Genomic DNA, 23689 nt, shown 5'->3' on the forward strand with positions numbered 1-23689 from the left:
ACCGTCAGGCCAGATGTCGGGCCGCCGTCACCTCGACAGTCGCGGCCGGAATGACTGTCTCCTCGTCGAGTGCGGCGAGGCGCTCATCGATGGCAGCGATGACCTTGCGCGAGAACGGCCCGAGATGCGCATAGGCCGCGATCATCTGCACGGCGATCCGCGCCGATGTGGTGTCGCGCTTGGCGCAGTTCATGAAGGTCTGCCACAGCGGCCCGCGCGCCTCGGGAAGGGCTGTGACCACCTTGTGCACCGTTTCCATCGCGCCGATCCGGGCGCGGATATCGCCTTCCGCGAGCTCCTGGCGCTGGCGCGAGCGGTCGAGCAGCGTCATCAGACGATCGATACGCCTTGCATAGGCCGCCGGACTGTAGATGTGCTCCAGCACGCGCTTGTAGTCCGTCAGGATGTCGCGCAACGGGCGCACCGGATCGAAGTTGATCCCGGCGGTGCACTGATCCGCGCCGATGGTCGGCGCCAAATCATGGCCCGGATGCAGCCGGCCTTCGCGCTCGAGGCGGCGTGTCAGCTGGGTGTTCGGCAAGGCATAGAGCAGGCCGACCATGCTGACCGGGATCGCCGCCTCCTCGATGAAGTCGATCATGGCATCCGCCATCGAGAGCTTCTCATTGTCGAAGCCGACGATGAAACCCGCGGTGACGAGCATGCCCGCGGCGTAGATCTTGTGGATGCTCTCGGCGATGTTGCGCCGCGTGTTCTGCTTCTTCCGCATGGCGACCAGCGTCGCCGGATCCGGACTTTCGATACCGACGAAGATGGCGAAGAAATTCGCTTGGCCCATCAGGTTCAATAGCTCGGGATCGTCGGCCAGATTGACCGAGGCCTCAGTCGACAATTCGAACGGATAGCCGTGGGCACGCTGCCATTCGGCGAGCTGGGGCAGGAACAGCCGCAGCGACTTCTTGTTGCCGATGAAATTGTCGTCGACGAAGTCGAGATGGCCGCGGTAGCCCATGGCGTAGAGCCTGTCGAGCTCGACCAACATCTGCTCGTTCGTCTTGGTTCGCGGCACCCGGCCATAGAGCTCGATGATGTCGCAGAACTCGCAGGTGAACGGGCAGCCGCGGGAATACTGCACACCGAGATAAAGGTAGTCCTCGAACTTCAGCAGGTCGAAGCGCGGCACCGGCGTCTTGGTGACATCGGCCTGGAATTTCGGCGCGATGAAGACGCCGGAGCGTGCGCCACTGTCCCAGGCGGCGACGAATTCGTGGAGAACGCTTTCGGCCTCGCCGAGCACCTGGAAGTCGGCCCTCTCATAGATATGGGGGCTCGAGGTGGGATCGGGACCGCCGACGACCACCGGCTTGCCCGCGGCACGGCAAATTTCGATCAGGCGCAGCGTGTCGGCCTGCTGCGGCATCATACCGCCGGTGAAGACCACATCGGCCCAGGAAAGATCCTCGTCGCTGAAGGCTTCCGTGTTGCAATCGATCAGCCGGACCGTCCAGTGCTCGGGCAACATCGCGGCAACGGTGATCAGCCCCAAAGGGGCCGCGGGGCGCTTCACGCCCAACACTTTGCAGGATTCGCCAAAGCTCCAGAAGGACTCTGCCGAGAACAGCGGATAGAGCATCAGGACTTTGCAAGGCTGCGGTACGTTCATGGAACCTCTTTTTGGCTGATTCCACTGTAGCAGAGCATTGTCGACTTGCACCCCGGCAAAAGGGACAAACTGTCGCTCTCGGTTCCAGGGGCGCGACGGCGCGGAAGCCGGAGGACGGCGCCCCAGGCCGTGCCGCGGGCGTCCAGGGAGGGAATCTCCGGCGGCTACCCCTCGGACTGTTGATTTGAACGTTTCCAATTTGCCGGACACATTGCGCCGCTGAGTCCAATCGGTGGATTGGGCCAATCAGGGGACTGCGATGGCAAACCTAACAATCAACGGAAAAACCTTCACGCTCGACGTCGAGCCGGATACGCCCCTGCTGTGGGCGATCCGCGAGAATGCCGGCCTGACCGGTACGAAATATGGCTGCGGCATTGCACAATGCGGCGCCTGCACCGTTCACATCGACGGCGTCGCCACCCGCTCCTGCGGCGTTTCAGTCGGCGAGGCCGCAGGCAAGAAGATCACGACCATCGAAGGGCTCGCCTCCGGCAATGCACTGCACAAGGTGCAGGAAGCCTGGATTGCCCAGGACGTGCCGCAATGCGGCTATTGCCAGAGCGGCATGATCATGGCGGTGGCGGCGCTGCTGAGCGAGAAGCCGAAGCCGACCGACGCCGACATCGACGAGGCCATCACCAATATCTGCCGCTGCGGCACCTTCCAGCAGGTGCGCGAAGCGATCCACACGATCGCAAGCGCGTAAGGAGCCGCCACATGAACAAGCATGTCTCTCCCAAGATGAACCGCCGTGCCTTCGTCATCGGCACCGCCGCGGTCGGCGCAGGTCTCGCAATCGGCCTCGATATCCCCTTCGGCGGCCCCGCAATGGTCCGCGCGGCCGACGGCTCCCCCGAGATCGGCGCCTGGGTCGTGGTCAGGCCCGACGACACCGTCGTCATCCGCATCGCCCGCTCGGAAATGGGCCAGGGCTCGCTCACCGGCCTTGCCCAGCTCGTCGCCGAGGAACTCGAATGCGACTGGTCGAAGGTCTCGACCGAATATCCGACACCGGGCCAGAGCGTCGCCCGCAAGCGCGTCTGGGGCGATTTCTCGACCGGCGGCAGCCGCGGCATCCGCTCTTCGCAAGACTATGTCCGCAAGGGCGGTGCTACCGCACGCGTGATGCTGATCCAGGCCGCCGCCGAGGCGTGGAAAGTGCCGGCGTCCGAATGCACGGCCGCCAACAGCGTCATCACCCACACGCCGTCCGGCAAGACCACGACCTACGGCAAGGTCGCCGAGGCCGCGGCCAAGTTGACGCCACCGGCCGACGTCAAGCTGAAGGACCCCAAGGACTGGAAGCTGATCGGCAAGGGCGTGAAGCGGCTGGACACCGCCGAGAAGACCACCGGCACCATGATCTACGGCATCGACGTCAAGCTGCCGGGCATGCTGAACGCCGCGATCAAGGATTGCCCGGTGTTCGGCGGCAAGCTGAAGAGCTGTGACGAAGCCAAGATCACCGGCATGAAGGGCGTCAAGAAGGTCGTCAAGGTCGGCGATACCGCGGTCGCGGTCGTTGCCGACACCTGGTGGCTCGCCAAGACCGCGCTGGATGCGCTGCCGATCGTCTGGGACGAGGGCGACAACGCCAAGGTCTCCAGCGAGTCGATCGCGACATGGCTGACCGAGGGCCTCGACAACGGGCAGCCGGCCTATGTCGGCAACAAGAACGGCGACGCGAAGGCGGCGATTGCCGGTGCCGCCAAGAAGGTCGAGGCCGTCTACAGCTATCCCTACCAGAACCACGCCACCATGGAGCCGATGAACGCCACGGCGCTCTACACGGCGGACAAATGCGAGGTCTGGTGCGGCACGCAGAATGGCGAGGCGGCCTTCGCGGCCACGTTGGAAGCGTCGGGCCTTCCGGCGGAGAAGTGCGACGTGCACAAGGTGATGCCCGGCGGCGGCTTCGGCCGGCGCGGCCAGACCGACTATGTCCGCCAGGCCGTCCTGATCGCCAAGGAGATGCCGGGCACACCGATCAAGCTGTTGTGGTCGCGCGAAGAGGACATGGCGCACGGCAGATATCACCCGATCACCCAGTGCAAGATGACCGGCGCGTTCGATGCCGACAACAATCTGGTGGCGCTGCACTACCGCCTGTCCGGGCAATCGATCCTGTTCTCGCTCCGTCCCGAAGCGCTGCAGAACGGCATGGATCCGGCCGCATTCCAGGGCGTCGCCCAGACCGGCGAAGCCGCGTTCGGTTACTCCGTGCCAAACCTCCTGGTCGAGCATGCGATGCGCAACCCGCACGTTCCGCCCGGCTTCTGGCGCGGCGTCAACGTCAATCACAACGCGATCTACATGGAATGCTTCATGGACGAGCTGGCCCAGGCCGCAGGCCAGGACCCGCTCGAATTCCGCCGCAAGCTGATGGGCAATCACCCCAAGCATCTGGCGGTGCTCAACGCCGTGGCCGAGAAGATCGGCTGGACCACCCCGGCGCCGCAGGGCATCTATCGCGGCATCGCGCAGGTCATGGGCTACGGCAGCTATGTCGCCGGCGCCGCCGAAATCTCGGTGACCGACGGCAACAAGATCAAGGTGCATCGCATCGTCGCCTCCACCGATCCCGGCTACGTCGTCAATCCGGCGCAGGTGGAGCGGCAGATCGCCGGCTCCTTCGTCTATGGCCTTAGCGCCTTGTTCTACGGCGGCTGCACCGTCAAGGACGGCAAGATCGAGCAGACCAACTTCGACACCTACAATTCGATGCGCATCAACGAGATGCCGAAGGTCGAATCAGTGATGGTGCCGAGCGGCGGGTTCTGGGGCGGCGTCGGCGAGCCAACCATCGGCGTCGCGGCGCCGGCGGTGCTCAATGCGTACTTCGCGGCGACGGGCAAACGCATCCGCTCGGTGCCGCTACGCGATCAGAACATCACCTTCGCCTGAGAAACGCCGCGGCGGCCGTAACGCTCGCCGCGGCACACTTTCCGGACAAGCCCATGAATGCGTCGGTAACACGGCGGGATGCCGTCCTCGGCATCGCCGCCGCGGCTACATCATTCGCCGTTCCTTCGATCCTGCGCGCGCAATCGGCGGGCCGCGTCGTCGTGGTCGGCGGCGGTTTTGGCGGTGCGGCGTGCGCCCGCGCGCTGAAGCGCGCGCAGGCAAACTTGCAAGTCATCCTGATCGAACCCAATGCGGTCTTCACCTCCTGCCCCTTTAGCAACGAGGTGATTGCCGGCCTGCGCGACATCGAAGCTCAGCAATTTGGCTATGACAGGCTCGGTGCCAAAGGCGTGACGGTGATCAACCAAGCCGTAACCACAATCGAGCCGCAGCTGCGCAGCGTCGTGACCGCCGATGGCGTTGCGCTGCCCTATGATCGTCTCGTCCTCTCTCCCGGCATCGACTTCCATTTCGAGGCTCTGCCCGGCTACGACCATGCCACATCAGAAAAGCTGCCGCACGCCTGGAAGGCCGGTGCGCAGACGCTGTTGCTGCGTCGGCAGCTGGAGGCCATGCCGGACGGCGGCACTGTCGCCATTGCGATCCCCGCCAATCCCTCGCGCTGTCCGCCAGCTCCTTACGAGCGCGCCAGCCTGATTGCGCATTACCTGAAAACCAAGAAGCCGCGCTCGAAAGTGCTGGTCCTCGACGCCAAGGACAATTTCTCCCAGCAGCGACTGTTCGAGAAGGCTTGGAAGGAGCTTTACGGCGACATGATCGAACGCATCGGGCTGTCGCAAGGCGGCCGCGTGACCTCGGTCGATCCCGCGACCAGGACCATCGTTACCGAGTTCGGCAATTATATCCCTGACGTCGCCAACGTCATCCCGCCGCAGCGTGCCGGACGCATCGCCGAGGTCGCGGGCGCTACGGATGCCACCGGCTGGTGCCCGATCGATCCCGTCACCTTCGAGTCGAAGCTTGTCCAAAACATCCACGTCATCGGCGATGCCTGCCTCGGCGGGGGCATTCCCAAATCGGCCTCCGCGGCAAGCGCGCAGGGCAAGGCCTGCGCTGCCGCGATCGTGAACCTCCTTGCCGGCCGCGCACCAGAAACGCCGCGACTGACCGGCGTCTGCTACAACATTGTCGCACCCGGCTACGGCTTTTCACTCGCGGGCCATTACCAGCCCAAGGGCGACATCTTCGCCGAGGTCGAGGGCGGAGCGACCAGCCCGGTCGATGCGCCGAGCGAATTGCGCACCCGCGAGGCGGCTGAAGCCGAGCGCTGGTTTCAAACCATCACGGCGGACACCTTTGGCTAGAGCATTGGTCCATATCGCAGCGCTGATCGCCGCCAGTTGCGCCTTCGCCTGCCATGTGGGAGCCGAGGAACTTCTGCCCTACAACGTCGCCGGCGACGGCATTGCGGAGTCGCTCATCGGCGCGCCCGGCGATGCCGCGCGCGGGCGTGCGCTTGTGCTTGCGCGCACCACCACCTGCATCCTGTGCCATTCCGGCCCCTTCCCGGAGACCCGGTTTCAGGGCGACCTCGCGCCTGACCTCTCGGGTGCGGGGAACCGCTGGACGGTGAGCCAGTTGCGGCTTCGACTGGTCGATGCGGCGCGCTTCAACCCGGAGACCATCATGCCGTCCTATTATCGCACCGATCACCTCGTGCGGGTCGGGCGAAATTTCGCCGGCAAACCGATCTTGTCCGCCACCGAGATCGAGGACATCGTGGCTTTTCTCGCAACGCTTCGGGACTAGGACTGTTCATGCCAACCACGCGACGACAATTCCTCAATCTCGCCGGAAGCGTGACGGTCGCCGGGACGATCCCGATCGTCACGCTGCGGTCGCTCGAGGCGACACCGGCGATGCTCAATGCCGCGATCCGCAACTTCGTCGGCGAAGCACCAGTTCGCACCGGCAAGGTGAAGCTCGACATTCCGCCGCTGGTCGAGAACGGCAACACGGTGCCGCTGACCGTGAGCGTCGCGAGCCCGATGACGGCGAACGACTACGTCAAGAGCATCCACGTCTTCAACGAGAAGAACCCGCAGCCGAACATCGGCAACTTCCATCTCGGCCCCTCCTCCGGTCGCGCCCAGGTCTCGACCCGGATCCGCCTCGCCGACACCCAGAAGGTGGTGGCGATCGCGCGTCTTTCCGACGACACGTTCTGGCAGGTCACGACCGAAATCGTCGTGACGCTGGCCGCCTGCACCGAGGAGATGAATTGATGGCGGCGCTCATCAACGTTCCGGCGAAAGCCAGGCGCGGCGAAATCATCGAGATCCGCACATTGACCTCGCACGTCATGGAAACCGGCTTCCGCCACACCGCGGACGGGGCGCTGGTCCCGCGCGACATCATCACGAGCTTTACGTGCCGCTACAACGGCACCGAGATTTTTCGCGCCGATCTCTTCCCCGCGATCGCGGCCAATCCCTATCTGTCGTTCTTCACGGTCGCGAAGGAGAGCGGCAAGTTCGAATTCGAATGGATCGGCGACAACGGCTATTCGTCCAGCGCATCCGCATCGATCACGGTCGAATGAGTTTTTGGCGCGCGATATCGGCCGCGGCACTCCTCGCCACCGCCCCTGCTCTGCTCGCCGGCGAGATTCCGCCGGACGCGCGCCGCTCCGGCTATTCGTTCATGGGGCCCGACACGCGTGCGATGCAGGATGACGACAGCTCAAATCCCGGCATGCTGTTCGTGCTCGACGGTGAGGCGTTATGGACGAAGAGAACCGGAAGCGCCGACAAGGCCTGCGCGGATTGCCATGGCGATGCACGCGGCAGCATGAAAGGCGTCGCGGCGCGCTATCCCGCCTTCGACAAGGCGCTGGCGCGCCCGGTCACGCTCGACCAGCGCATCAATCTGTGCCGCAGCAATCATCAGCAGGCAACGCCGCTACCCTACGAGAGTCGCGACCTGCTGGCGCTGTCCGCCTTCGTCGCGCACCAATCGCGCGGCATCGCGATCGCGACCGGCGACGATCCGCAACTGAAGCCATTCGTCGAACAGGGCCGCGACCTCTTCATGCAGCGCCAGGGCCAACTCAATCTTGCCTGCACCAATTGCCACGACGATAATTTCGACAAGCGACTTGCCGGCGCGCCGATCACGCAGGGACAGCCGACCGGCTATCCGCTTTATCGCCTGGAATGGCAGACGCTGGGATCGCTGGAGCGGCGGCTACGCAGTTGCATGACGGGTGTCCGCGCCAAGGCCTATGATTTCGGCGCGCCCGAGCTGGTCGCGCTCGAACTCTATCTGATGTCGCGAGCGCATGGCTTGCTGATGGAAACGCCGGCCGTGCGGCCCTGAATTCCACAGATTAGGGCTAGGCAGACGCATAACGGCCGCTAGTATCCGCCCAAATTGAGTCACAGGGAGGGACCTAAAGTGGTCAACCATAAAATCTCGCGTCGTACGCTCTTGACCGGCACTGCCGCAGCTGGCGCGCTCAGCCTGACGGGATTGCCGGCGCGCGCCGAGGTGAACTGGAAGAAATACGCCGGGACCAAGCTCGAGGTGATCCTCGCCAAGGGGCCCCGCGGCGACAATTTGCAAAAATACGTCAAGGAGTTTACCGAGCTCACCGGCATCCAGGTCGAAGCGGAGCAGATTCCCGAGCAGCAGCAGCGCCAGAAGGTGGTGATCGAGTTCACCTCGGGCCGTCCGAGCTTCGACGTCGTCCATCTCAGCTATCACGTGCAGAAGCGGCAGTTCGAGAAGGCCGGCTGGCTCGCCGACTTGACGCCCTTCATGAAGGACCCCGCGCTCACCGCGCCCGATCTCGTCGAGAGCGACTTCTCGGCCGCCGGCCTGCAATACGCCAGGAACGACAAGGGCCAGATGCTGTCGCTGCCGTGGTCGGTCGATTATTTCATCCTCTATTACAACAAGGAGCTGTTCGCGAAGAAGGGCGTCGCCATTCCCAAGACCCTCGACGAGATGGCTGCGGCCGCCGAGAAGCTCACCGACACCAAGGAAGGCATCTATGGCTTTGTCGGGCGCGGCTTGCGCAACGCCAACATGGCGATGTGGAGTAACTTTTTCCTCAACTATGGCGGGGAATTCCTCGATGCCAAGGGCAACATCCTGACCGACGGTCCGGAAGCCATTGCCGCAACCAAGCTGTATCAGACGCTCCTGACCAAATCGGCACCACCCGGCGTCGCCGGCTTCAACTGGATGGAGTCGATGGCCTCGTTCACGCAAGGCCGATCCGCGATGTGGATCGACGGCGTCGGCTGGGCGCCGCCGCTGGAAGATCCGGCCGCCTCGCGCGTCGTCGGCAAGGTCGGCTACACCGTCGTGCCCGCCGGCCCCAAGGGGCAATATTCCTCGACCTATGGCGACGGCATCGGCGTTGCCGCTGCGAGCAAGAACAAGGAAGCCGCCTATCTGCTCTGCCAATGGGTGGTCTCGAAAACGCAAGGAGCGCGGCTGCTGCAGGCCGGCGGCGGCGTGCCGTTCCGCAACTCGATCCTTGGCGATGCCGAGGTCCAGAAGGGCGTCAAGACCAAGGAGTGGCTGCAATCGGTGATCGATTCCGGCAAGATCAGCAAGCTGGGCCTGCCCGTCGTGATTCCGGTCGCCGAATTCCGCGACATCGTCGGCGCCGCGGTCACTGCGACCTTGTCCGGCGCCGATCCCGCCGCCGAGCTGAAGAAGGCCAACGATCAGTACCGGCCGATCCTGGAGCGTAGCGAGAAGGCGTGAGTGCGTTGACACAATCGACTCCGGGCGCGGCACAGTCTGATGCCGCGCCGGAGAAGGAGTTGCGGCCGCCGTCCTACTGGCCGTTCGTGGTGCCGGCGCTGGTCGTCGTGATCGCGATCATCATCTTTCCGTGGGTCTTCACGATCTGGATGAGCCTGAACGAGTGGAAGGTCGGCTCGTCGACCACCTTCGTTGGATTGTCCAATTATCTGCGGCTGACGACCGATCCCCGCTTCATCGAGGCCGTCGGACATACACTGGTCTACACCATACTCTCCGTGCTGCTGCCGCTCGTGCTCGGCACGTTTGCGGCCGTGGTGTTTCACCAGAAATTCCCCGGCCGCGGCTTTCTGCGCGGCGTCTTCATCATGCCGATGATGGCGACGCCGGTGGCGATCGCGCTAGTCTGGACCATGATGTTCCACCCGCAGCTCGGCGTACTGAACTATCTGCTGTCACTCGTCGGAATCCCAGCGCAGCTCTGGGTATTCCATCCCGCGACCGTCATTCCCTCGCTCGTGCTGGTCGAGACCTGGCAATGGACGCCGCTGGTCATGCTGATCGTGCTCGGCGGCCTGGCCGCGATCCCGACCGAGCCTTATGAAAGTGCACAGATCGACGGCGCCAGCATCTGGCAGGTATTCCGCTTCATCACCCTGCCGCTGATCATGCCGTTCCTGTTCATCGCCGGCATGATCCGCATGATCGACGCCGTGAAGAGCTTCGACATCATTTTCGCGATCACGCAGGGCGGACCGGGATCGGCGTCGGAGACGATCAACATCTATCTCTACAGCGTCGCCTTCTCCTATTACGACCTCGGCTACGGCTCGGCGATCGCGGTCGTGTTCTTCCTGCTGATCGTTCTGCTTGCGGCGGTGATGCTTTATGCGCGCCAGCGCATGCTGTGGACCGAGATCGCGAGCGGCACATGACCCCACGTCAGATCATCGGCAAGATCGGCCTGTGGTTCTCGGTGTTCGTCATCGTGTCCCCTGCAATCCTGTTCTTCCTCTGGATGCTGTCGCTGTCGCTCAAATTCGAGATCGACAACGCCGCCTACCCGCCGGTGTTCATTCCCGAGCATGTCGCCTGGAAAAACTATGCCGACGTGCTCGCTTCCAACCGCTTCCTGACGTATTTCATCAACAGCCTGATCGTGACAGGGAGCGCGACGCTGCTTGCGCTGCTGGTCGGTGTTCCCGCCGGTTACGGCATCGCGCGAATGGCCGCGCACAAATCCGCGATCGTCATCCTGATCGCCCGTATCACGCCGGGCCTGTCCTATCTGATCCCGCTGTTTCTGATGTTCCAGTGGCTAGGCCTGCTCGGCACGCTGGTGCCGCAGATCATCATCCACCTCGTGGTCACGGTGCCGATCGTGATCTGGATCATGATCGGCTATTTCGAGACGACGCCGATGGAACTGGAAGAAGCAGCCCTGATCGACGGCGCCACGCGCTGGCAGGTCTTCCGCCATGTCGCGCTGCCGATCGCCAAGCCCGGCATCGCGGTGGCCTTCATCCTGGCCGTGATCTTCTCCTGGAACAATTTTGTCTTCGGCATCGTGCTGGCCGGACGCGAGACCCGCACCCTGCCGGTCGCCGTCTACAACATGATTTCGTTCGACCAGTTGAGCTGGGGGCCGCTCGCGGCCGCCGCGCTGATCGTCACCCTGCCGGTGCTGCTGCTGACGGTGTTCGCCCAGCGACAGATCGTCGCCGGGCTCACCGCTGGTGCCGTCAAGGGCGGGTAGCTACTCCGCCGGTGCCGCGTGCATGTCCGCATGCGGCATATAGGGCTCGCCCGCGCCGAGCCTGGTGGCCGCGAACAGACCGGCGGCCATCACGGCATAGGCGAACGCGACCGCGGGCGTGACGCCAAAGCCGCCGCCGATGCCGACGGCTTCGCCGTGCATGAAACCAAAGTAGGTCAGGATCGCACCAACCAGCGCAAACGCCGAGGCCTTCTCGAAGTCGCGCTCGATGATGAAGACGCCGATCGCACCCAGGATCAGGCCGCCGAGGATGGAGCCGCCGCCCATCACTTCTAACCCGTGATAGAACACGCCCTGCTGCGGCAAGGCGGCGATCGCCGCCGCCTTGACCGCGTCGGCCTTGTCGGCGGCCATTCCGCCGACGGTCGCAGCCGCGTTCATGGTCGAGCCCAACATCGTGTCGATCTGGAGCTTGGCCCACGCGGCAAGATGCGGCGTCAGTGCCAGCACGATCGCGGGCGCGTGCTTGACCGGCGTGGTCTGGAACGCCTGCGCGCCGATCAGCATGCCGATATAGAGCAGGATGGGCGAGATCGCGACGACCGGCACCAGCGCCAGCAGCACCGAGATGATGCCGAACCAGGCCAGCACCACCACCATGATGCCGGTCGCAGCCGAATAACCGATGCGGCCGCCCATCGCCTTCCAGCCGGGATGGCCGATATAGACGGCGTTGATGAAGGGATTGCCCATCAGGCAGCCGATCAGGCTGACGATTCCGTCGGCAGTGAGCACGCGCGTGGTCGGATATTCGTCGCCGGCGGCTTCCGCGCTCTCGACATTGTCCATGGCCTCGACGAGATCATAGATGCCGAACGGAATGGCGGTGACCAGGATGATTCCGAGGAATTCGAAACCGGAGAAGACGTAGCCCACCGCCGGGATCGGCACCGAGAAGCCGAAATTCGCGAAGGCATCACCGACGCCCTTGACGCTCAGTCCACCGAGACCGAGGCCGAACAGGTTCGAGCCCCAGGCGATGACCATGCCCACCGCGATCGCAACGAGACCGGCGGGAATGCCGCGCCAATATTTCACGCCGCCGAACCAGCTCACCAGGATGATGGCGAAGCAGACCAGACCGATCTGCGGCGTCATGTACATTTCGAGGGCCGGCCGCATCGAGATGAAGGTGACGGAGACACCCGCAAGCGTGCCGAGCAGCGCCGCGCGCGGCGTGATCTTTCGGATGAAAGGCGCGATAAAGCCGCCGATCATGAGAATAAAACTCTGGAAGAACACCCAGACCAGGCCTGCCGACCAGCCCTTGAGCGGATCACCGGTCTTGATCGTGATCGGCAGCATGATCACGAAGGTGACGATGAACATGTGCGGCACGCTGACGCCTGACGGCAGCGCACAGACGTCGTTGCGGCCGGTCTTCTGTGCCAGACGATAGGCAAGGAACGCGTAGTAGAAGGTGGAGAGACACATCATCAGGCCGAGCGCGGGCAGGATGCGGCCGAACACGAGACTGTCAGGCATCTTCAACACGAACCGCAACAGGCCCGTGAGCACCAGCATGTTGACGAGGATGTTGGTGCCGAAGCCGAAAAACGCGTTCCAGTCGCCCGGTGTCCATAGTGCCGGCTTGAACTCGGAGGTGCCGGCCGTCCCTGTCGTGCCTGTGCTCATCGTGATGCCCCTACGCTGATGTGGAAATCTTCATCGCCTCCAGTACCGCGGCTGAGCTTGCGACCCAGCCGAAGATGCCGCCCTGGGCCTTGATCATCTTCAGGCCCATCTCGTGAAACTCAGGAAAGTAGGACGCGCAGCCGTCCGAGATGACGACGCAGCGATAGCCGCGGTCGTTAGCCTCGCGCACAGTGGTGTTGACGCACACTTCGGTGGTGACGCCGCACACGAGCAGATTTTCGATGCCGTATTTCTCCAGCACGTCGGTGAGCTCGGTGGCGTAGAACGCGCCCTTGCCGGGCTTGTCGATCACGATCTCGCTGTCGAGCGGATAGAGCTCCGGAATGATGTCGTGGCCGGCCTCGCCGCGAATGAGTATGCGCCCCATCGGACCGGGGTCGCCGATGCGCAAGGATGGCGCACCGCGCTCGATTTTCGCCGGCGGCGCGTCGGAGAGATCGGGCAGATGGCCCTCGCGCGTGTGGATCACCAGCATGCCGGTGTCGCGCGCGGCCTTCAGCACGGCACCGATCGGCTTCACCGCGCGCGTGAGCTCGCTGACGTCGTTGCCCAGCGTCTCCCCAAAGCCGCCGGGCTCCATGAAGTCGCGCTGCATGTCGATGATGAGGAGCGCGGTGGCGGGCCAGTCGAGCTTGACCGGCTCCGGCTCGGCGCTGATGACACCCAGTGTCGGCTTGGTTGAGTTCAACATGACTCAAGGCCCCCGCGAGAACTCTCTCCCCAGGAGTTCTGCAAGCGCCATGCCATTGTGTACAATTGCGACTAAGCCGACGGCGCAGGAAAATTTACTGCGCTGTCAGAATGTTATTGGAAAAGCCGAGGTCTGCTTATTCGCTGTGCGGCGGCTTTGCGACGTGCATTTGCCCAAAGGATGAGCGCTCCCTGTCGTCATTCCGGGGCGACGCGTAAGCGTCGAACCCGGAATCCATCGGGCGGCTAAACACGTGGTGAAATGGCTTCCGGGCTCGCGCTACGCGCCCCCCGGAATGACGAAGGTGGCGTGAGCGACCCGCTCCATACAGCCGGATACTCCTCCCCGTAAGGTCCGCAAGAGGCATTCAGCGTCGCCATGTAGAGCGACCTTCGGCCGTGCCGCGCAATACTTCTGCGTGGAGCATCTGGTGCGGGTGGCGCCACGGCTCGATCAGAGCCTCAGCCGTCTCCATGACTCGGTATCGAACGCGCTTGCAGCCATCCTGTCCTCCGCAAGCAAGCCATGACTAGCAGGAGCGCCACGGATGCGGCCAGCGATATTGACTTCGTCTGTCCATGCCTTTGACTGTCACAATTCGCGTCGCGCAGCCGCTCCTCCCTCCCGCAGCGCAAACCCCAAGTCGAATACCAAGTCGAATAAAAGCCGAACAAGAGACGAGGACTCCTGAAATGACGCTGATGCAGGTCGAGCTGGACGACAAATACCGGCTCGAATCGAAGCGGATCTTCCTGTCCGGCACGCAGGCGCTGGTCCGGCTGCCCATGTTGCAGCGCGAACGCGACCGGCTGCAGGGGCTCAACACCGGCGGCTTCATCTCGGGCTATCGCGGCTCCCCGCTCGGCATGTACGACCACGCGCTGTGGCGCGCGAAGGAACATCTCCAGCAGCACGACATCGCCTTCGTCCCCGGCCTGAACGAGGACCTCGCGGCGACCGCCGTCTGGGGCAGCCAGCAGGTCGGTCTGTTTCCCGGTGCCAAGGTCGATGGCGTGTTCGGTATCTGGTATGGCAAGGGCCCCGGCGTTGATCGCTCGGTGGATGCGCTCAAGCATGCGAATGCCGCCGGCACTTCGCTCAATGGCGGCGTGCTCGCGCTCGCCGGTGACGACCACGGCTGCCAATCCTCGACACTGGCGCACCAGAGCGAGCAGGTCTTCGCAGCAGCGCTGATCCCCGTGATCAATCCCGCCACGCTGCAGGATTATCTCGACCTCGGCCTCTACGGTTTTGCGCTATCGCGCTTCTCCGGCTGTTGGGTCGGCTTCAAGGCGATCAGCGAAACCGTGGAGAGTTCGGCCTCGATCTACAGCGATCCCGAACGCATCCAGATCAAGCTCCCCGACGATTTCGAGATGCCGCCCGGCGGCCTCAACATCCGCTGGCCCGATCCGCCGCTCGATGCCGAAAAACGCCTGTTCGGCCCGAAGATGGCCGCTGTCCAGGCGTTTGCGCGTGCCAACCAGCTCGACCGCATCGTACTCGACTCCAGGCCGGCACGGCTCGGCATCGTCGCGACGGGCAAGGCTTATCTCGATCTGCGACAGGCGCTCGCAGATCTGGGCATTACCGACAAGGACGCGCAGGATCTCGGCCTGCGCATCTACAAGGTCGCGATGACCTGGCCGCTGGAAGAAAGCGGGGCCAAGCGCTTCGCCGAAGGACTTCAGGACGTGCTGGTCGTCGAGGAGAAGCGCGGCTTCATCGAAGACCAGCTGATGCGCATCCTCTACAACATCGATGCGTCCAGGCGCCCGACCGTGACGGGAAAACGCGACGAGCGCGGCGCGCCGCTATTGCCGAGCGAGGGCGAGCTGACGCCGACTATCGTTGCATCCGCGCTGGTGGCGCGGCTGCGCAAGCTCGGCCACCACAGCCCGGTGCTGGAGCAGCGCCTCGCCCGGCTCGAGGCCTTCGACACTCCTGTTCCGGCCTCCGCGCAAATCAAACTGGCCCGCACGCCGTTCTTCTGCTCGGGTTGCCCGCACAACACCTCGACACGCGTGCCCGAGGGAAGCCGCGCCATGGCCGGTATCGGCTGCCACGGCATGGCCCTGAGCATGCCGACCCGCCGCACCGATCTGATCTCGCATATGGGCGCCGAGGGCGTGAACTGGATCGGGCAAGCGCCCTTCACGACCGAGCAGCACATCTTCCAGAATCTCGGCGACGGCACCTACACCCATTCCGGACTGCTCGCCCTTCGCGCGGCATCGGCCGCCGGCATCAGCATCACCTACAAGATCCTCTACAACGACGCCGTCGCGATGACCGGCGGCCAGCCGGCCGAAGGCGCCTTCAACGTCGCCCAGATCGCGCATCAGGTCTGGGCCGAGGGCGTCAAGCGCCTCGCGATCGTCTCGGACGATCCGACCAAATACCCCGACGCCAACTACTTCCCGCAAGGCGCGACCGTCCATCATCGCCGCGAGCTCGACGCCGTGCAGCGCGAGCTGCGCGACATCAAGGGTCTTACGGTCATCATCTACGACCAGACCTGCGCCGCGGAAAAGCGCCGTCGCCGCAAGCGCGGGCTGTATCCGGATCCCGCCAAGCGCGCCTTCATCAACGAGCTCGTTTGCGAAGGCTGCGGCGATTGCTCGCAAGCCTCGAACTGCGTCTCGGTGCAGCCGCTGGAGACCGAGTTCGGCCGCAAGCGCCAGATCGACCAGTCGAACTGCAACAAGGACTTCTCCTGCGTCGAGGGTTTTTGCCCGAGTTTTGTCACCGTGCATGGCGGCACGCTCAAGCGGATCAAGACCTCGGCGGTGGATTCAGGCCAGTTGTTTGCCGACCTGCCGCTGCCCCCCGCGCGTGAGCTCGACGCCCCCTACAACATCCTCGTGACCGGCATCGGCGGCACCGGCGTCATCACCATCGGCGCGCTGCTCGGCATGGCCGCCCATGTCGACGGCCGCGGCTGCTCGGCGCTGGATTTCACTGGCCTGTCGCAGAAGAACGGCGCGGTGATGAGCCATGTGCGCATCGCCGCGAAGCCGGAAGACATCTCCGCGGTCCGGATCACCACCGGCGGCGCCGACGTCATCCTCGGCTGCGACATGATCGTCTCGGCAGGTCCCTCCGCGCTCAGCCGCGCCGAACGCGGAACGACGAAAGCGTATATCAACGCCGACCTGCAGCCGACCGCGAGCTTCGTGCAAAATCCCGATCTCGATTTCGAGATGGGCGCGATGCAGACGGTGCTGCGCGACGCTGTCGGCGACAAGAACCTCGACATCATCGACGCCACCGGTATTGCCTCGGCGCTGATGGGTGATTCGATTGCGACAAATCCCTTCATGCTCGGCTTCGCCTTCCAGAAGGGCGCGATCCCGCTGTCGCTGGAAGCGCTGCTCCGCGCCATCGAGATCAACGGCGCCGCGATCGAGATGAACAAGCTCGCCTTCACCTGGGGACGCCTCGCCGCCCACGACATGTCGCGGGTGCGCAGCGTGCTGCAATTCAGGAGTCGGGCCTCCGCGCCGACGAAGTCGCTCGACGACATCATCGCGACGCGCGCCGAGTTTCTGACTGGCTATCAGGACAAGGCCTACGCCGACCGTTACCTCGCCGCCGTCGCCAAGGTGCGCAAGGCGGAAGCAACCGCCTCGCCCGCGTCCACGGAGCTGACCGAGGCCGTCGCGAAAAACCTGTTCAAGCTGATGTCCTACAAGGACGAGTACGAGGTCGCGCGGCTCTACACCGATGGCAGCTTCTCCAAGAAGGTCTCAGAGAAATTCGACGGCGACTTCAAGCTGAAGTTCTATCTGGCCCCCCCGATCTTCGCACAGCGCGACAAGACCACCGGACATCTCCAGAAGAAGGAATTCGGCGGCTGGATGATCCACGCATTCCGCGTACTGGCCAGGCTGAAATTCCTGCGCGGCGGCGCGTTCGATCCGTTCGGCCGCACCGAGGAACGCCGGACCGAGCGGAAGCTGGTCGCGGATTATCTCGACATGATAGATCAGCGTATCGCCGGGCTGAAAGCGGAGCAGATCCCGCTGCTGACGAGGCTCGCGCGGCTGCCGGAGACGATCCGCGGCTTCGGGCATGTCAAGGAAGCTAACATCAAGCTGGCGGCGACGGAGAAGGCGCGGCTGGAAGCGGAACTGGAGAACAGCCGCTTTGCGGCGGCGGCGGAGTAGCGGAAGACTGGCGCTACATTCTCGGTGTCATCGCCCGCGAAGGCGGGCGATCCAGTATTCCAGAGGCCAAGCGTGGATACGGATAGGCCGCGGCGTACTGGATGCCCCGCCTTCGCGGGGCATGACAGCGGAGAGGATGGTTAGACAGAGGCTGACACGCTAGTACTCGCGCCGGCCACACTCCCCTCCGCCAGATGCCTTCCTGCGATGTACCCGAACGTCAGCGCCGGCCCCAGTGCAATCCCCGGCCCGGGACAATTGCCGTTCATGATCGAGCCCATGTCGTTGCCGCAGGCGTAGAGGCCCGCGACCGGCGTGTCGTCCTCGCGCAACACGCGCGCCTGGGCATCCACCTTCATGCCGATCGCCGTGCCGAGATCGGCGGGATAGATCCGCATCGCATAGAACGGCGCGCAGAGGATGGGCGCGACGCAGGGGTTCGGCTTGTGACTGATATCACCGAGATGACGCTGGTAGATGGTGCTGCCGCGACCGAATTCCGGGTCACGGCCCTCCTTCGCATCGGAATTGTAGTTGGCGATGGTCGCCGCGAGTGTCGACGGCTTGATGCCGATCTTCGCTGCGAGCTGCGCGATATCAGCGGCCTCGGCCAACTCGCCGCTCGCCGCATAGCGCCGGATATTGCGCGTGAACGGCTGGATGCGGCCGAGGCCGTAGCTCCACAGGAACTGGCGGTCGCAGATCAGGTGGAACGGCCGCTCCGGCTCGGCATTGCCGTCACGCAGCATGGCGAGAACGAACTCGTGGTACGACAGTGCCTCGTTGACGAAGCGCCGGCCGGCCGCATTGACCGCGATCACGCCGGGCTTGGCGCGGTCGGTCACCATGTGCGGGAAAGCGCCGCGGCTTCCATCAGCGCGCCGGAACAGCGAGGCCGGCACCCAATAGGCCGGGCTCGTCGCATCCGTATTGAGCGCTGCGCCGGTTGCATTCGCAAGGCGGAGCCCGTCGCCCGTAGCGGACGCGTGGGTCGCCGAGATGAATCCGGCCGCGGGTGGGAAGAAGCGCTTGCGCAAGGTTACGTCATGCGAAAAGCCGCCGGTCGCGAGCACCACGCCGCGACGCGCCGCGATCAGGCGATCGCGCGAGCCATGACGGATAATTACACCGCCGACGCGCTCGCCCTGCATCGACAGGCCTTCGACGTCCGCACTGAAGAGGATCTCGACCTGCCGGGCCAGCAGCGAGGCATACAGCCGCGCGGCGAGCGCATTGCCGAGATGCAGCGTCGTGCCGCGCGGGCTGCGCAGCCGCTGCCACGCATACTCCAAAACGAGCCGGGTCGCACGCAATGTCGAGCGCAGCGATTTCCCGGCCCGGCGCAGATGCGGGATGTCGAGGCGGTTGACCATCATCCCGCCGAACAACGTGAACTCCGGCAGCGGCGCGCGCAGCCGCGCGAAATGCGCGCCCAGCCGCGTGCCGTCGAAGACGACCGGCTCGAGCACGCGCCCGCCCAGCGTTGCGCCCAGCCGCTCCGGATAATAGTCCGGACAGGCTTTCACCGGCTGGAGGCGCACTTGCGTGTTGACTTCGAGATAGGCGACCGCCTCCGGTCCGCGCGCGAGGAAAGCGGCGCGGAGGCCCGCATTGGCGGGCTCCGGCACCGTGTTCGACAAATATTGCACGGCGTCCGTGATGCTATCGGAGAGCCCCGCCTGTTTCATTTTGGCATTGGCGGGGATCCAGACCATGCCATCAGACCATGCGGTGGTGCCGCCGACGAAAGCGGTCTTCTCGATCACGAGCACGCGCAGGCCCTCGGCGGCGGCGACGGCCGCGGCCGTCATGCCACCGGCGCCGGCGCCGACGACGATGACATCGTAGGTCTCATGCGCCGGCATCATGCGGCGGGGTTCCCGAAGCGAGGCATGACACCGTCATACCCCGCTTCGGCGCCCACACGCTAGCGGGCCGGCTTGCGCTCGACCGGGTCGATGTCGATCGCCCGCAGGCGGCCGAGCCGCAACACGTCCATCGCCAGCCGCCGGCCGATCCGGTCGCGATCGAGCACACGGATCAGATCGTCGACGCCGTTGATCTCGACGCCGTCGAGGCCGATCACGACATCGCCGGACAACAGGCCCGCCTTCGCGGCCGGCCCGTCCGGCTCGATCTGCGCCAGCAGCGCGCCCATCTTGTTCTCGACGCCGGCCAGCACCGCGTGCCGCCGCGGGATCGGCGCCGTCTGGCCGGCCACGCCGATATAGGCGCGGCGGACATAGCCGTGGCGGATGATCTCCGACAGCACGAATTGCGCGGTGTTGCTGGCGACCGCAAAGCAGATGCCTTGCGCGCCATTGATGATCGCGGTGTTGATGCCGATCACCTCGGCATTCGACGACACCAGCGGCCCGCCCGAATTGCCGGGGTTGAGCGCAGCATCGGTCTGGATCACGTCCTCTATGGTGCGGCCACTGACCGAGCGGATCGAGCGCCCGAGCGCCGAGACCACCCCGGCGGTAACGGTCGATTCAAAGCCGAGCGGGTTGCCGATCGCGATGACGAGCTGGCCGCGCCGCAAGGTCTTGGAGTTGCCGAGCGCCGCATAGGGCAAGTCACGCACCCCGTTGGCGCGAAGCAGCGCAAGATCAGTGTCGGGATCGACACCGAGCACCCGGGCGTCGCCGACATGGCCCTCGACGTCGCGCAGCCGGATCTCCTTCGACGAGCCGACCACGTGGCTATTGGTGAGCACGAGTCCGTCCGGCGAGATCACGATGCCCGAGCCGAGCCCGCCGCGCTCGCGGCCGTTCGGCACTTTTGGTCCGGTCTCGACGCGCACGACGGCAGGACCGACGCGGTCGGTCACGTCGATGACGGCATTGGAATAGGCGTCCAGCAGGTCCCGGTCATTGTCCGGGACAGCCGCTGTCGCCCGCGATGACGCGGCGTCATCGACGATGTCTGAAGTAAAATCCAACATGGTAGGAGTCCTTGAGGCTCACACAGATGGTGGCCTGCTCCTTTAGGCGCAAGGGACCCGCCCGGGGTGCAAGGCTGGACTGCCCAGGTGGCTAGGGTGCCCGTCGCAGCGTGCCCGCCCTTGCCTTGACCGGGTCCAGCAGCGACCAGTCGCCATCCGGCAGCACGTAACCCAGGGGGAACGGCGCGCGTAGCTCGAGCCCGAGCGAGCGCAGCACACGGTCGTCGCGGTAGTAGCATTGCAGCACCACGCGGACGAGCGTCGCGGCAGCCGCGCCGCCGGAACTGCGAAACTCCTGCGCCACCGCATCGCGCCTGGCCGCATCGAGCTCGGCGAACGGTTGGCCCGCGAGCCGCGCCAGATGGTCGAGCGCCGCCGCCACCAATTTGGCGTCACGCCCCAGCGTCGCCAGCATGTCAGCCTGGATCGCGGGGTCGTCGGCGCCGGGCACCTTGTACTCATCGCTGGCGGGAACGATCATCGCGGCGATAGCGCGGAGGTCGTCGCGCTGGCTGCGTGTCAGTTGATTGTCTGCGGACATGTCGGCCTCAATCGAACAAATTGGCGAGGCGCTGCTTCATCTGGTCGGCGATGTAGAGCGCGAGGGCCTGAATGGTGGACGTCGGGTTGACGCCGCCCGAGGTGACGAAGATGCTGCCATCGACGATGAAGAGATTCTTGACGTCGTGCGAGCGGCCCCATTCGTTGACGACGGAGCGTTCGGGGTCGGTGCCCATGCGTGCCGTGCCGAGCAGATGCCAGCCGCCCCACGGGATCGGCGAGTTGACGCAGATGTCGCTCGCCCCGGCGGTTTCGAGAATCTCCCGCCCGCGCGCCAGCGCATGCTCCATCATCTTCCGGCTGTTCTCGCTGATCGTGTAATTGATCTTCGGCGCGGGAATGCCGTGGCCGTCCTTTAAGACCGGATCGAGCGTAACCTGGTTATGCTCCTCCGGCAGGTCCTCGCAGATCGCGGAAAAGCCGAGCCGGTGGCCGTTGAGCTTGCGGAAGATGCGGTGATGATCGGCGCCCCACGGCAATATCCCCTTCTGCTCGCTGACGACAGCCTCGAACACCGGCCCCGCGCCGCGCACGAACTGAACGCCATAGCCGCGCACGAAGCCGCGCGAGAGGTCCGTGTCATACCATTCCTTGCTCCACAGGCAGGTCGGCGGCGCGCGGTTGCTATCGGTCGGCTCTTTTACGTAGCCGTAGATCTGCGCATAAGGATGGAACATCAGGTTCTTGCCGACGAGGCCAGACGAATTGGCAAGCCCGTTCGGAAAGCGGTTCGACGCCGAATTCAGCAGCAGCCGCGGCGTGCCGACGCCGTTGCAGGCGATGATCACGACATGCGCCGGCTGGAACTGCTCGACGCCGTCCTTGTCGTAATAGACCACGCCGGTGGCCATGCCGTTCTCGTCGGTGGTGATCTCGCGCACCCGGCAGTGCGTACGCAGCTCGACTCCGGCGCGGACCGCGTGCGGCCAATAGGTGATGTCGGTCGAGGATTTTGCGCCCTGCGCGCAGGCCGGCGTGCAATGGCCGAGGTTGATGCATCGCGCGCGGCCCTCGTAGTCCATGGTCGCGACCGTCGTATCCGACGGCCACCAGTGCCAGCCGAGCTTGTTCATGGTCTTGCCGATGATCGCACCGGACAACCCCATCGGCTGTGGCGGCATCGGCGGATGCGTCAGCGGTGAGAGCGGATCGCCCGACAAGCCGGAGGTGCCCATCATCCGGTCGTTCTCTTCGAAGAACGGGGTCAGCGCGTCGTAGTCGATCGGCCAGTCGTCGGCGACGCCGTCGAGCGTCCTCACCTTGAAATCGGAGGGATGCAGCCGCGGCCAGTGCGCGGTGTACATCACCGTCGAGCCACCGACCGCATTGTAGTTGACGACCTTGATCGGCGAATCGTCGTCGTTGATCGGATAGTCCTCGGGCCGCCCGCGGACGTTGGGGCTCGACGACCACTCACCGTAGAACTTGGCCTCCCAGTCCCGGCCCGTGCTGGGATATTCCGCCGGGTTCATCCAGCCGCCCTGCTCCAGGCAGAGAATATGCATCTTGGTCTCGGCCAGCGACCACGCCACCGCCGCGCCTGAGGCGCCGGCGCCGATGATCAGGACGTCCACGGGATCTTTCATCGCGAAATTTTCCTCCCTTCGCCGCTTCCCGGGCGATTCGGCCTCCGCTCCGCAAGGCCGGCGAACGATAGGATCAGAGCTACGGCTGAGTAAAGCCAGGAGGCCGGAATGTCGCACTTCGCGGGGCGCAGACCATTGGTATCGCCACATCCGGATGCTAGGAACAAGGCGCACGAGCCATCGATAGCGAGACCTTATGTCCTTCCGAAAATCCTTTGCCAGCGCCCGCGCTTTTGCGCTCGTTTTCCTTCTCGCCCTGTCCGGATTTCTGGGCACCTCCGGCCCCGCCTCGGCGCTGACCGCCGCCGCGACGGTCCGCGACGGCAACGCCATCCAGCTCGGCGACGTCACCTATCGCCTCGACGGCGTCGACGCACCCGAGCTGGACCAGGTCTGCATCGACGATCACGCCGATCCCTGGACCTGCGGCATCGAGGCCCGCGACCAGCTCGCCAAGCTGATTGGCAAGCGATCGGTGCGTTGCGACGATGTCGGACCCGAAAAGAGTTTTGGCAAGCGACACCGCGCGATCTGCACGGCCGAGGGCGACAAGACCAGCTTGAACGAGCAGCTGGTCAAGCTCGGCTATGCCATTGCTCGCGAGCCGGTCAAGGCGAACGTCAAGTCGGCCGCGGCCGACGCGAAATCAAGCTCGGCCGGAATCTGGAAGGGCTGCTTTGTTGCACCGCAAGAATTCCGCACCGGCAAGAAGGACGGCGCGCTCCTGGGCGCCGCCTGTCGCACCGACCGCGACAAGGAGATTCGCGCGGTGTTGTTTCCTGAGGATCCGACGATGCCGCCGAGCTGTGGCATCAAGGGCAAGCTTGCGGTCCGCGCGCGCGTGACCGGCAATATCGGCATCTACCATTTACGGGGCTGTCCGAGCTACCCCGCGACCACCAGGCCGGACCGCTGGTTCTGCTCTGAGGACGACGCCCAGGCTGCGGGCTTCCGCAAGGCCTACAATTGCCGGCGGCCGAAATAACGACGCCCATCACGCAGCCGTGAGCGGCAGCCGGAGACAGTATTCA

The 23689-nt window shown here is 64.7% G+C and carries 19 protein-coding genes; 12 read left to right on the top strand and 7 right to left on the bottom strand.

All coding sequences use genetic code 11. From position 1 onward, the window contains the following. Window positions 1-4: 4 nt before the first annotated feature. Window positions 5-1624, bottom strand: coding sequence for a B12-binding domain-containing radical SAM protein (locus tag AC0L3U_RS06810; RefSeq protein WP_473361156.1), 1620 nt, complete (start codon window positions 1622-1624; stop codon window positions 5-7). Between the two features lie 259 nt (window positions 1625-1883). Between AC0L3U_RS06810 and AC0L3U_RS06815 the strand changes: the two genes are divergently transcribed. The 10 genes from AC0L3U_RS06815 to AC0L3U_RS06860 all read left to right on the top strand — a co-directional run bounded on the left by AC0L3U_RS06815 (window position 1884) and on the right by AC0L3U_RS06860 (window position 11027). Continuing rightward, on the top strand, window positions 1884-2333 hold the full coding sequence (locus AC0L3U_RS06815; protein WP_007594050.1) for a (2Fe-2S)-binding protein: 450 nt from the start codon (window positions 1884-1886) through the stop codon (window positions 2331-2333). A gap of 11 nt (window positions 2334-2344) precedes the next feature. Continuing rightward, window positions 2345-4531: a xanthine dehydrogenase family protein molybdopterin-binding subunit gene (locus AC0L3U_RS06820; RefSeq protein WP_473361157.1), complete on the top strand. Its 2187-nt coding sequence runs from the start codon at window positions 2345-2347 to the stop codon at window positions 4529-4531. Between the two features lie 53 nt (window positions 4532-4584). Continuing rightward, window positions 4585-5856, top strand: coding sequence for an FCSD flavin-binding domain-containing protein (locus tag AC0L3U_RS06825; protein WP_473361158.1), 1272 nt, complete (start codon window positions 4585-4587; stop codon window positions 5854-5856). Further along, on the top strand, window positions 5849-6301 hold the full coding sequence (soxX, locus tag AC0L3U_RS06830; RefSeq protein ID WP_473361159.1) for a sulfur oxidation c-type cytochrome SoxX: 453 nt from the start codon (window positions 5849-5851) through the stop codon (window positions 6299-6301). Before AC0L3U_RS06825 ends, soxX begins: the two co-directional genes overlap by 8 nt. Window positions 6302-6309: 8 nt before the next feature. Beyond that, the gene (locus AC0L3U_RS06835) at window positions 6310-6777 is read left to right on the top strand and encodes a SoxY-related AACIE arm protein (RefSeq protein WP_473361160.1); all 468 of its coding nucleotides are present in this window, start codon (window positions 6310-6312) and stop codon (window positions 6775-6777) included. Further along, a complete protein-coding gene (soxZ, locus tag AC0L3U_RS06840; protein WP_473361161.1) occupies window positions 6777-7094 on the top strand; it encodes a thiosulfate oxidation carrier complex protein SoxZ in 318 nt (105 codons plus the stop codon). Before AC0L3U_RS06835 ends, soxZ begins: the two co-directional genes overlap by 1 nt. Beyond that, window positions 7091-7870 carry a sulfur oxidation c-type cytochrome SoxA gene (soxA, locus tag AC0L3U_RS06845; protein ID WP_473361162.1) on the top strand — a complete coding sequence of 260 codons (780 nt, stop codon included), beginning with the start codon at window positions 7091-7093 and terminating at the stop codon, window positions 7868-7870. The genes soxZ and soxA overlap by 4 nt, the downstream gene beginning before the upstream one ends. A gap of 78 nt (window positions 7871-7948) precedes the next feature. Continuing rightward, a complete protein-coding gene (locus AC0L3U_RS06850; RefSeq protein WP_473361163.1) occupies window positions 7949-9271 on the top strand; it encodes an ABC transporter substrate-binding protein in 1323 nt (440 codons plus the stop codon). After that, window positions 9268-10206 (top strand): carbohydrate ABC transporter permease, encoded by a 939-nt coding sequence (locus AC0L3U_RS06855; protein WP_473361164.1) that lies wholly within the window; start codon window positions 9268-9270, stop codon window positions 10204-10206. The genes AC0L3U_RS06850 and AC0L3U_RS06855 overlap by 4 nt, the downstream gene beginning before the upstream one ends. Next, window positions 10203-11027, top strand: a complete 825-nt coding sequence (locus AC0L3U_RS06860) for a carbohydrate ABC transporter permease (RefSeq protein WP_473361165.1) — start codon at window positions 10203-10205, stop codon at window positions 11025-11027. The genes AC0L3U_RS06855 and AC0L3U_RS06860 overlap by 4 nt, the downstream gene beginning before the upstream one ends. On the opposite strand, the gene AC0L3U_RS06865 is transcribed toward AC0L3U_RS06860, so the two are convergent. Both AC0L3U_RS06865 and AC0L3U_RS06870 read right to left on the bottom strand, forming a co-directional pair. Then, window positions 11028-12683, bottom strand: a complete 1656-nt coding sequence (locus AC0L3U_RS06865; protein ID WP_473361166.1) for a regulator — start codon at window positions 12681-12683, stop codon at window positions 11028-11030. 10 nt (window positions 12684-12693) lie between these two features. Next, window positions 12694-13395: a cysteine hydrolase family protein gene (locus tag AC0L3U_RS06870; RefSeq protein ID WP_473361167.1), complete on the bottom strand. Its 702-nt coding sequence runs from the start codon at window positions 13393-13395 to the stop codon at window positions 12694-12696. A 692-nt stretch (window positions 13396-14087) separates the two neighbouring features. Between AC0L3U_RS06870 and AC0L3U_RS06875 the strand changes: the two genes are divergently transcribed. Beyond that, window positions 14088-17564 carry an indolepyruvate ferredoxin oxidoreductase family protein gene (locus AC0L3U_RS06875; protein ID WP_473361168.1) on the top strand — a complete coding sequence of 1159 codons (3477 nt, stop codon included), beginning with the start codon at window positions 14088-14090 and terminating at the stop codon, window positions 17562-17564. 140 nt (window positions 17565-17704) lie between these two features. Here the strand turns inward: AC0L3U_RS06875 and AC0L3U_RS06880 are convergent, their stop codons facing one another. The 4 genes from AC0L3U_RS06880 to AC0L3U_RS06895 form a co-directional block, all read right to left on the bottom strand. Next, a complete protein-coding gene (locus AC0L3U_RS06880; protein ID WP_473361169.1) occupies window positions 17705-19432 on the bottom strand; it encodes an FAD-dependent oxidoreductase in 1728 nt (575 codons plus the stop codon). A 59-nt stretch (window positions 19433-19491) separates the two neighbouring features. Further along, a complete protein-coding gene (locus AC0L3U_RS06885; RefSeq protein WP_473361170.1) occupies window positions 19492-20511 on the bottom strand; it encodes a S1C family serine protease in 1020 nt (339 codons plus the stop codon). A 91-nt stretch (window positions 20512-20602) separates the two neighbouring features. Beyond that, window positions 20603-21052, bottom strand: a complete 450-nt coding sequence (locus AC0L3U_RS06890) for a gluconate 2-dehydrogenase subunit 3 family protein (protein ID WP_473361171.1) — start codon at window positions 21050-21052, stop codon at window positions 20603-20605. 7 nt (window positions 21053-21059) lie between these two features. Next, on the bottom strand, window positions 21060-22658 hold the full coding sequence (locus AC0L3U_RS06895) for a GMC family oxidoreductase (RefSeq protein WP_473361172.1): 1599 nt from the start codon (window positions 22656-22658) through the stop codon (window positions 21060-21062). A 196-nt stretch (window positions 22659-22854) separates the two neighbouring features. Between AC0L3U_RS06895 and AC0L3U_RS06900 the strand changes: the two genes are divergently transcribed. Further along, the gene (locus tag AC0L3U_RS06900) at window positions 22855-23643 is read left to right on the top strand and encodes a thermonuclease family protein (protein WP_473361173.1); all 789 of its coding nucleotides are present in this window, start codon (window positions 22855-22857) and stop codon (window positions 23641-23643) included. Window positions 23644-23689 lie beyond the last annotated feature (46 nt).

The organism is Bradyrhizobium sp. Kon69, assembly GCF_055807515.1.

What these genes read in the sequence shown, in the direction of transcription:
- AC0L3U_RS06810 (WP_473361156.1), bottom strand. Translation starts at nt 1,624, where the DNA reads ATGAACGTACCGCAGCCTTGCAAAGTCCTGATGCTCTATCCGCTGTTC.
- AC0L3U_RS06815 (WP_007594050.1), top strand. Translation starts at nt 1,884, where the DNA reads ATGGCAAACCTAACAATCAACGGAAAAACCTTCACGCTCGACGTCGAG.
- AC0L3U_RS06820 (WP_473361157.1), top strand. Translation starts at nt 2,345, where the DNA reads ATGAACAAGCATGTCTCTCCCAAGATGAACCGCCGTGCCTTCGTCATC.
- AC0L3U_RS06825 (WP_473361158.1), top strand. Translation starts at nt 4,585, where the DNA reads ATGAATGCGTCGGTAACACGGCGGGATGCCGTCCTCGGCATCGCCGCC.
- AC0L3U_RS06835 (WP_473361160.1), top strand. Translation starts at nt 6,310, where the DNA reads ATGCCAACCACGCGACGACAATTCCTCAATCTCGCCGGAAGCGTGACG.
- soxZ (WP_473361161.1), top strand. Translation starts at nt 6,777, where the DNA reads ATGGCGGCGCTCATCAACGTTCCGGCGAAAGCCAGGCGCGGCGAAATC.
- soxA (WP_473361162.1), top strand. Translation starts at nt 7,091, where the DNA reads ATGAGTTTTTGGCGCGCGATATCGGCCGCGGCACTCCTCGCCACCGCC.
- AC0L3U_RS06860 (WP_473361165.1), top strand. Translation starts at nt 10,203, where the DNA reads ATGACCCCACGTCAGATCATCGGCAAGATCGGCCTGTGGTTCTCGGTG.
- AC0L3U_RS06865 (WP_473361166.1), bottom strand. Translation starts at nt 12,683, where the DNA reads ATGAGCACAGGCACGACAGGGACGGCCGGCACCTCCGAGTTCAAGCCG.
- AC0L3U_RS06870 (WP_473361167.1), bottom strand. Translation starts at nt 13,395, where the DNA reads ATGTTGAACTCAACCAAGCCGACACTGGGTGTCATCAGCGCCGAGCCG.
- AC0L3U_RS06875 (WP_473361168.1), top strand. Translation starts at nt 14,088, where the DNA reads ATGACGCTGATGCAGGTCGAGCTGGACGACAAATACCGGCTCGAATCG.
- AC0L3U_RS06880 (WP_473361169.1), bottom strand. Translation starts at nt 19,432, where the DNA reads ATGATGCCGGCGCATGAGACCTACGATGTCATCGTCGTCGGCGCCGGC.
- AC0L3U_RS06885 (WP_473361170.1), bottom strand. Translation starts at nt 20,511, where the DNA reads ATGTTGGATTTTACTTCAGACATCGTCGATGACGCCGCGTCATCGCGG.
- AC0L3U_RS06890 (WP_473361171.1), bottom strand. Translation starts at nt 21,052, where the DNA reads ATGTCCGCAGACAATCAACTGACACGCAGCCAGCGCGACGACCTCCGC.
- AC0L3U_RS06895 (WP_473361172.1), bottom strand. Translation starts at nt 22,658, where the DNA reads ATGAAAGATCCCGTGGACGTCCTGATCATCGGCGCCGGCGCCTCAGGC.
- AC0L3U_RS06900 (WP_473361173.1), top strand. Translation starts at nt 22,855, where the DNA reads ATGTCCTTCCGAAAATCCTTTGCCAGCGCCCGCGCTTTTGCGCTCGTT.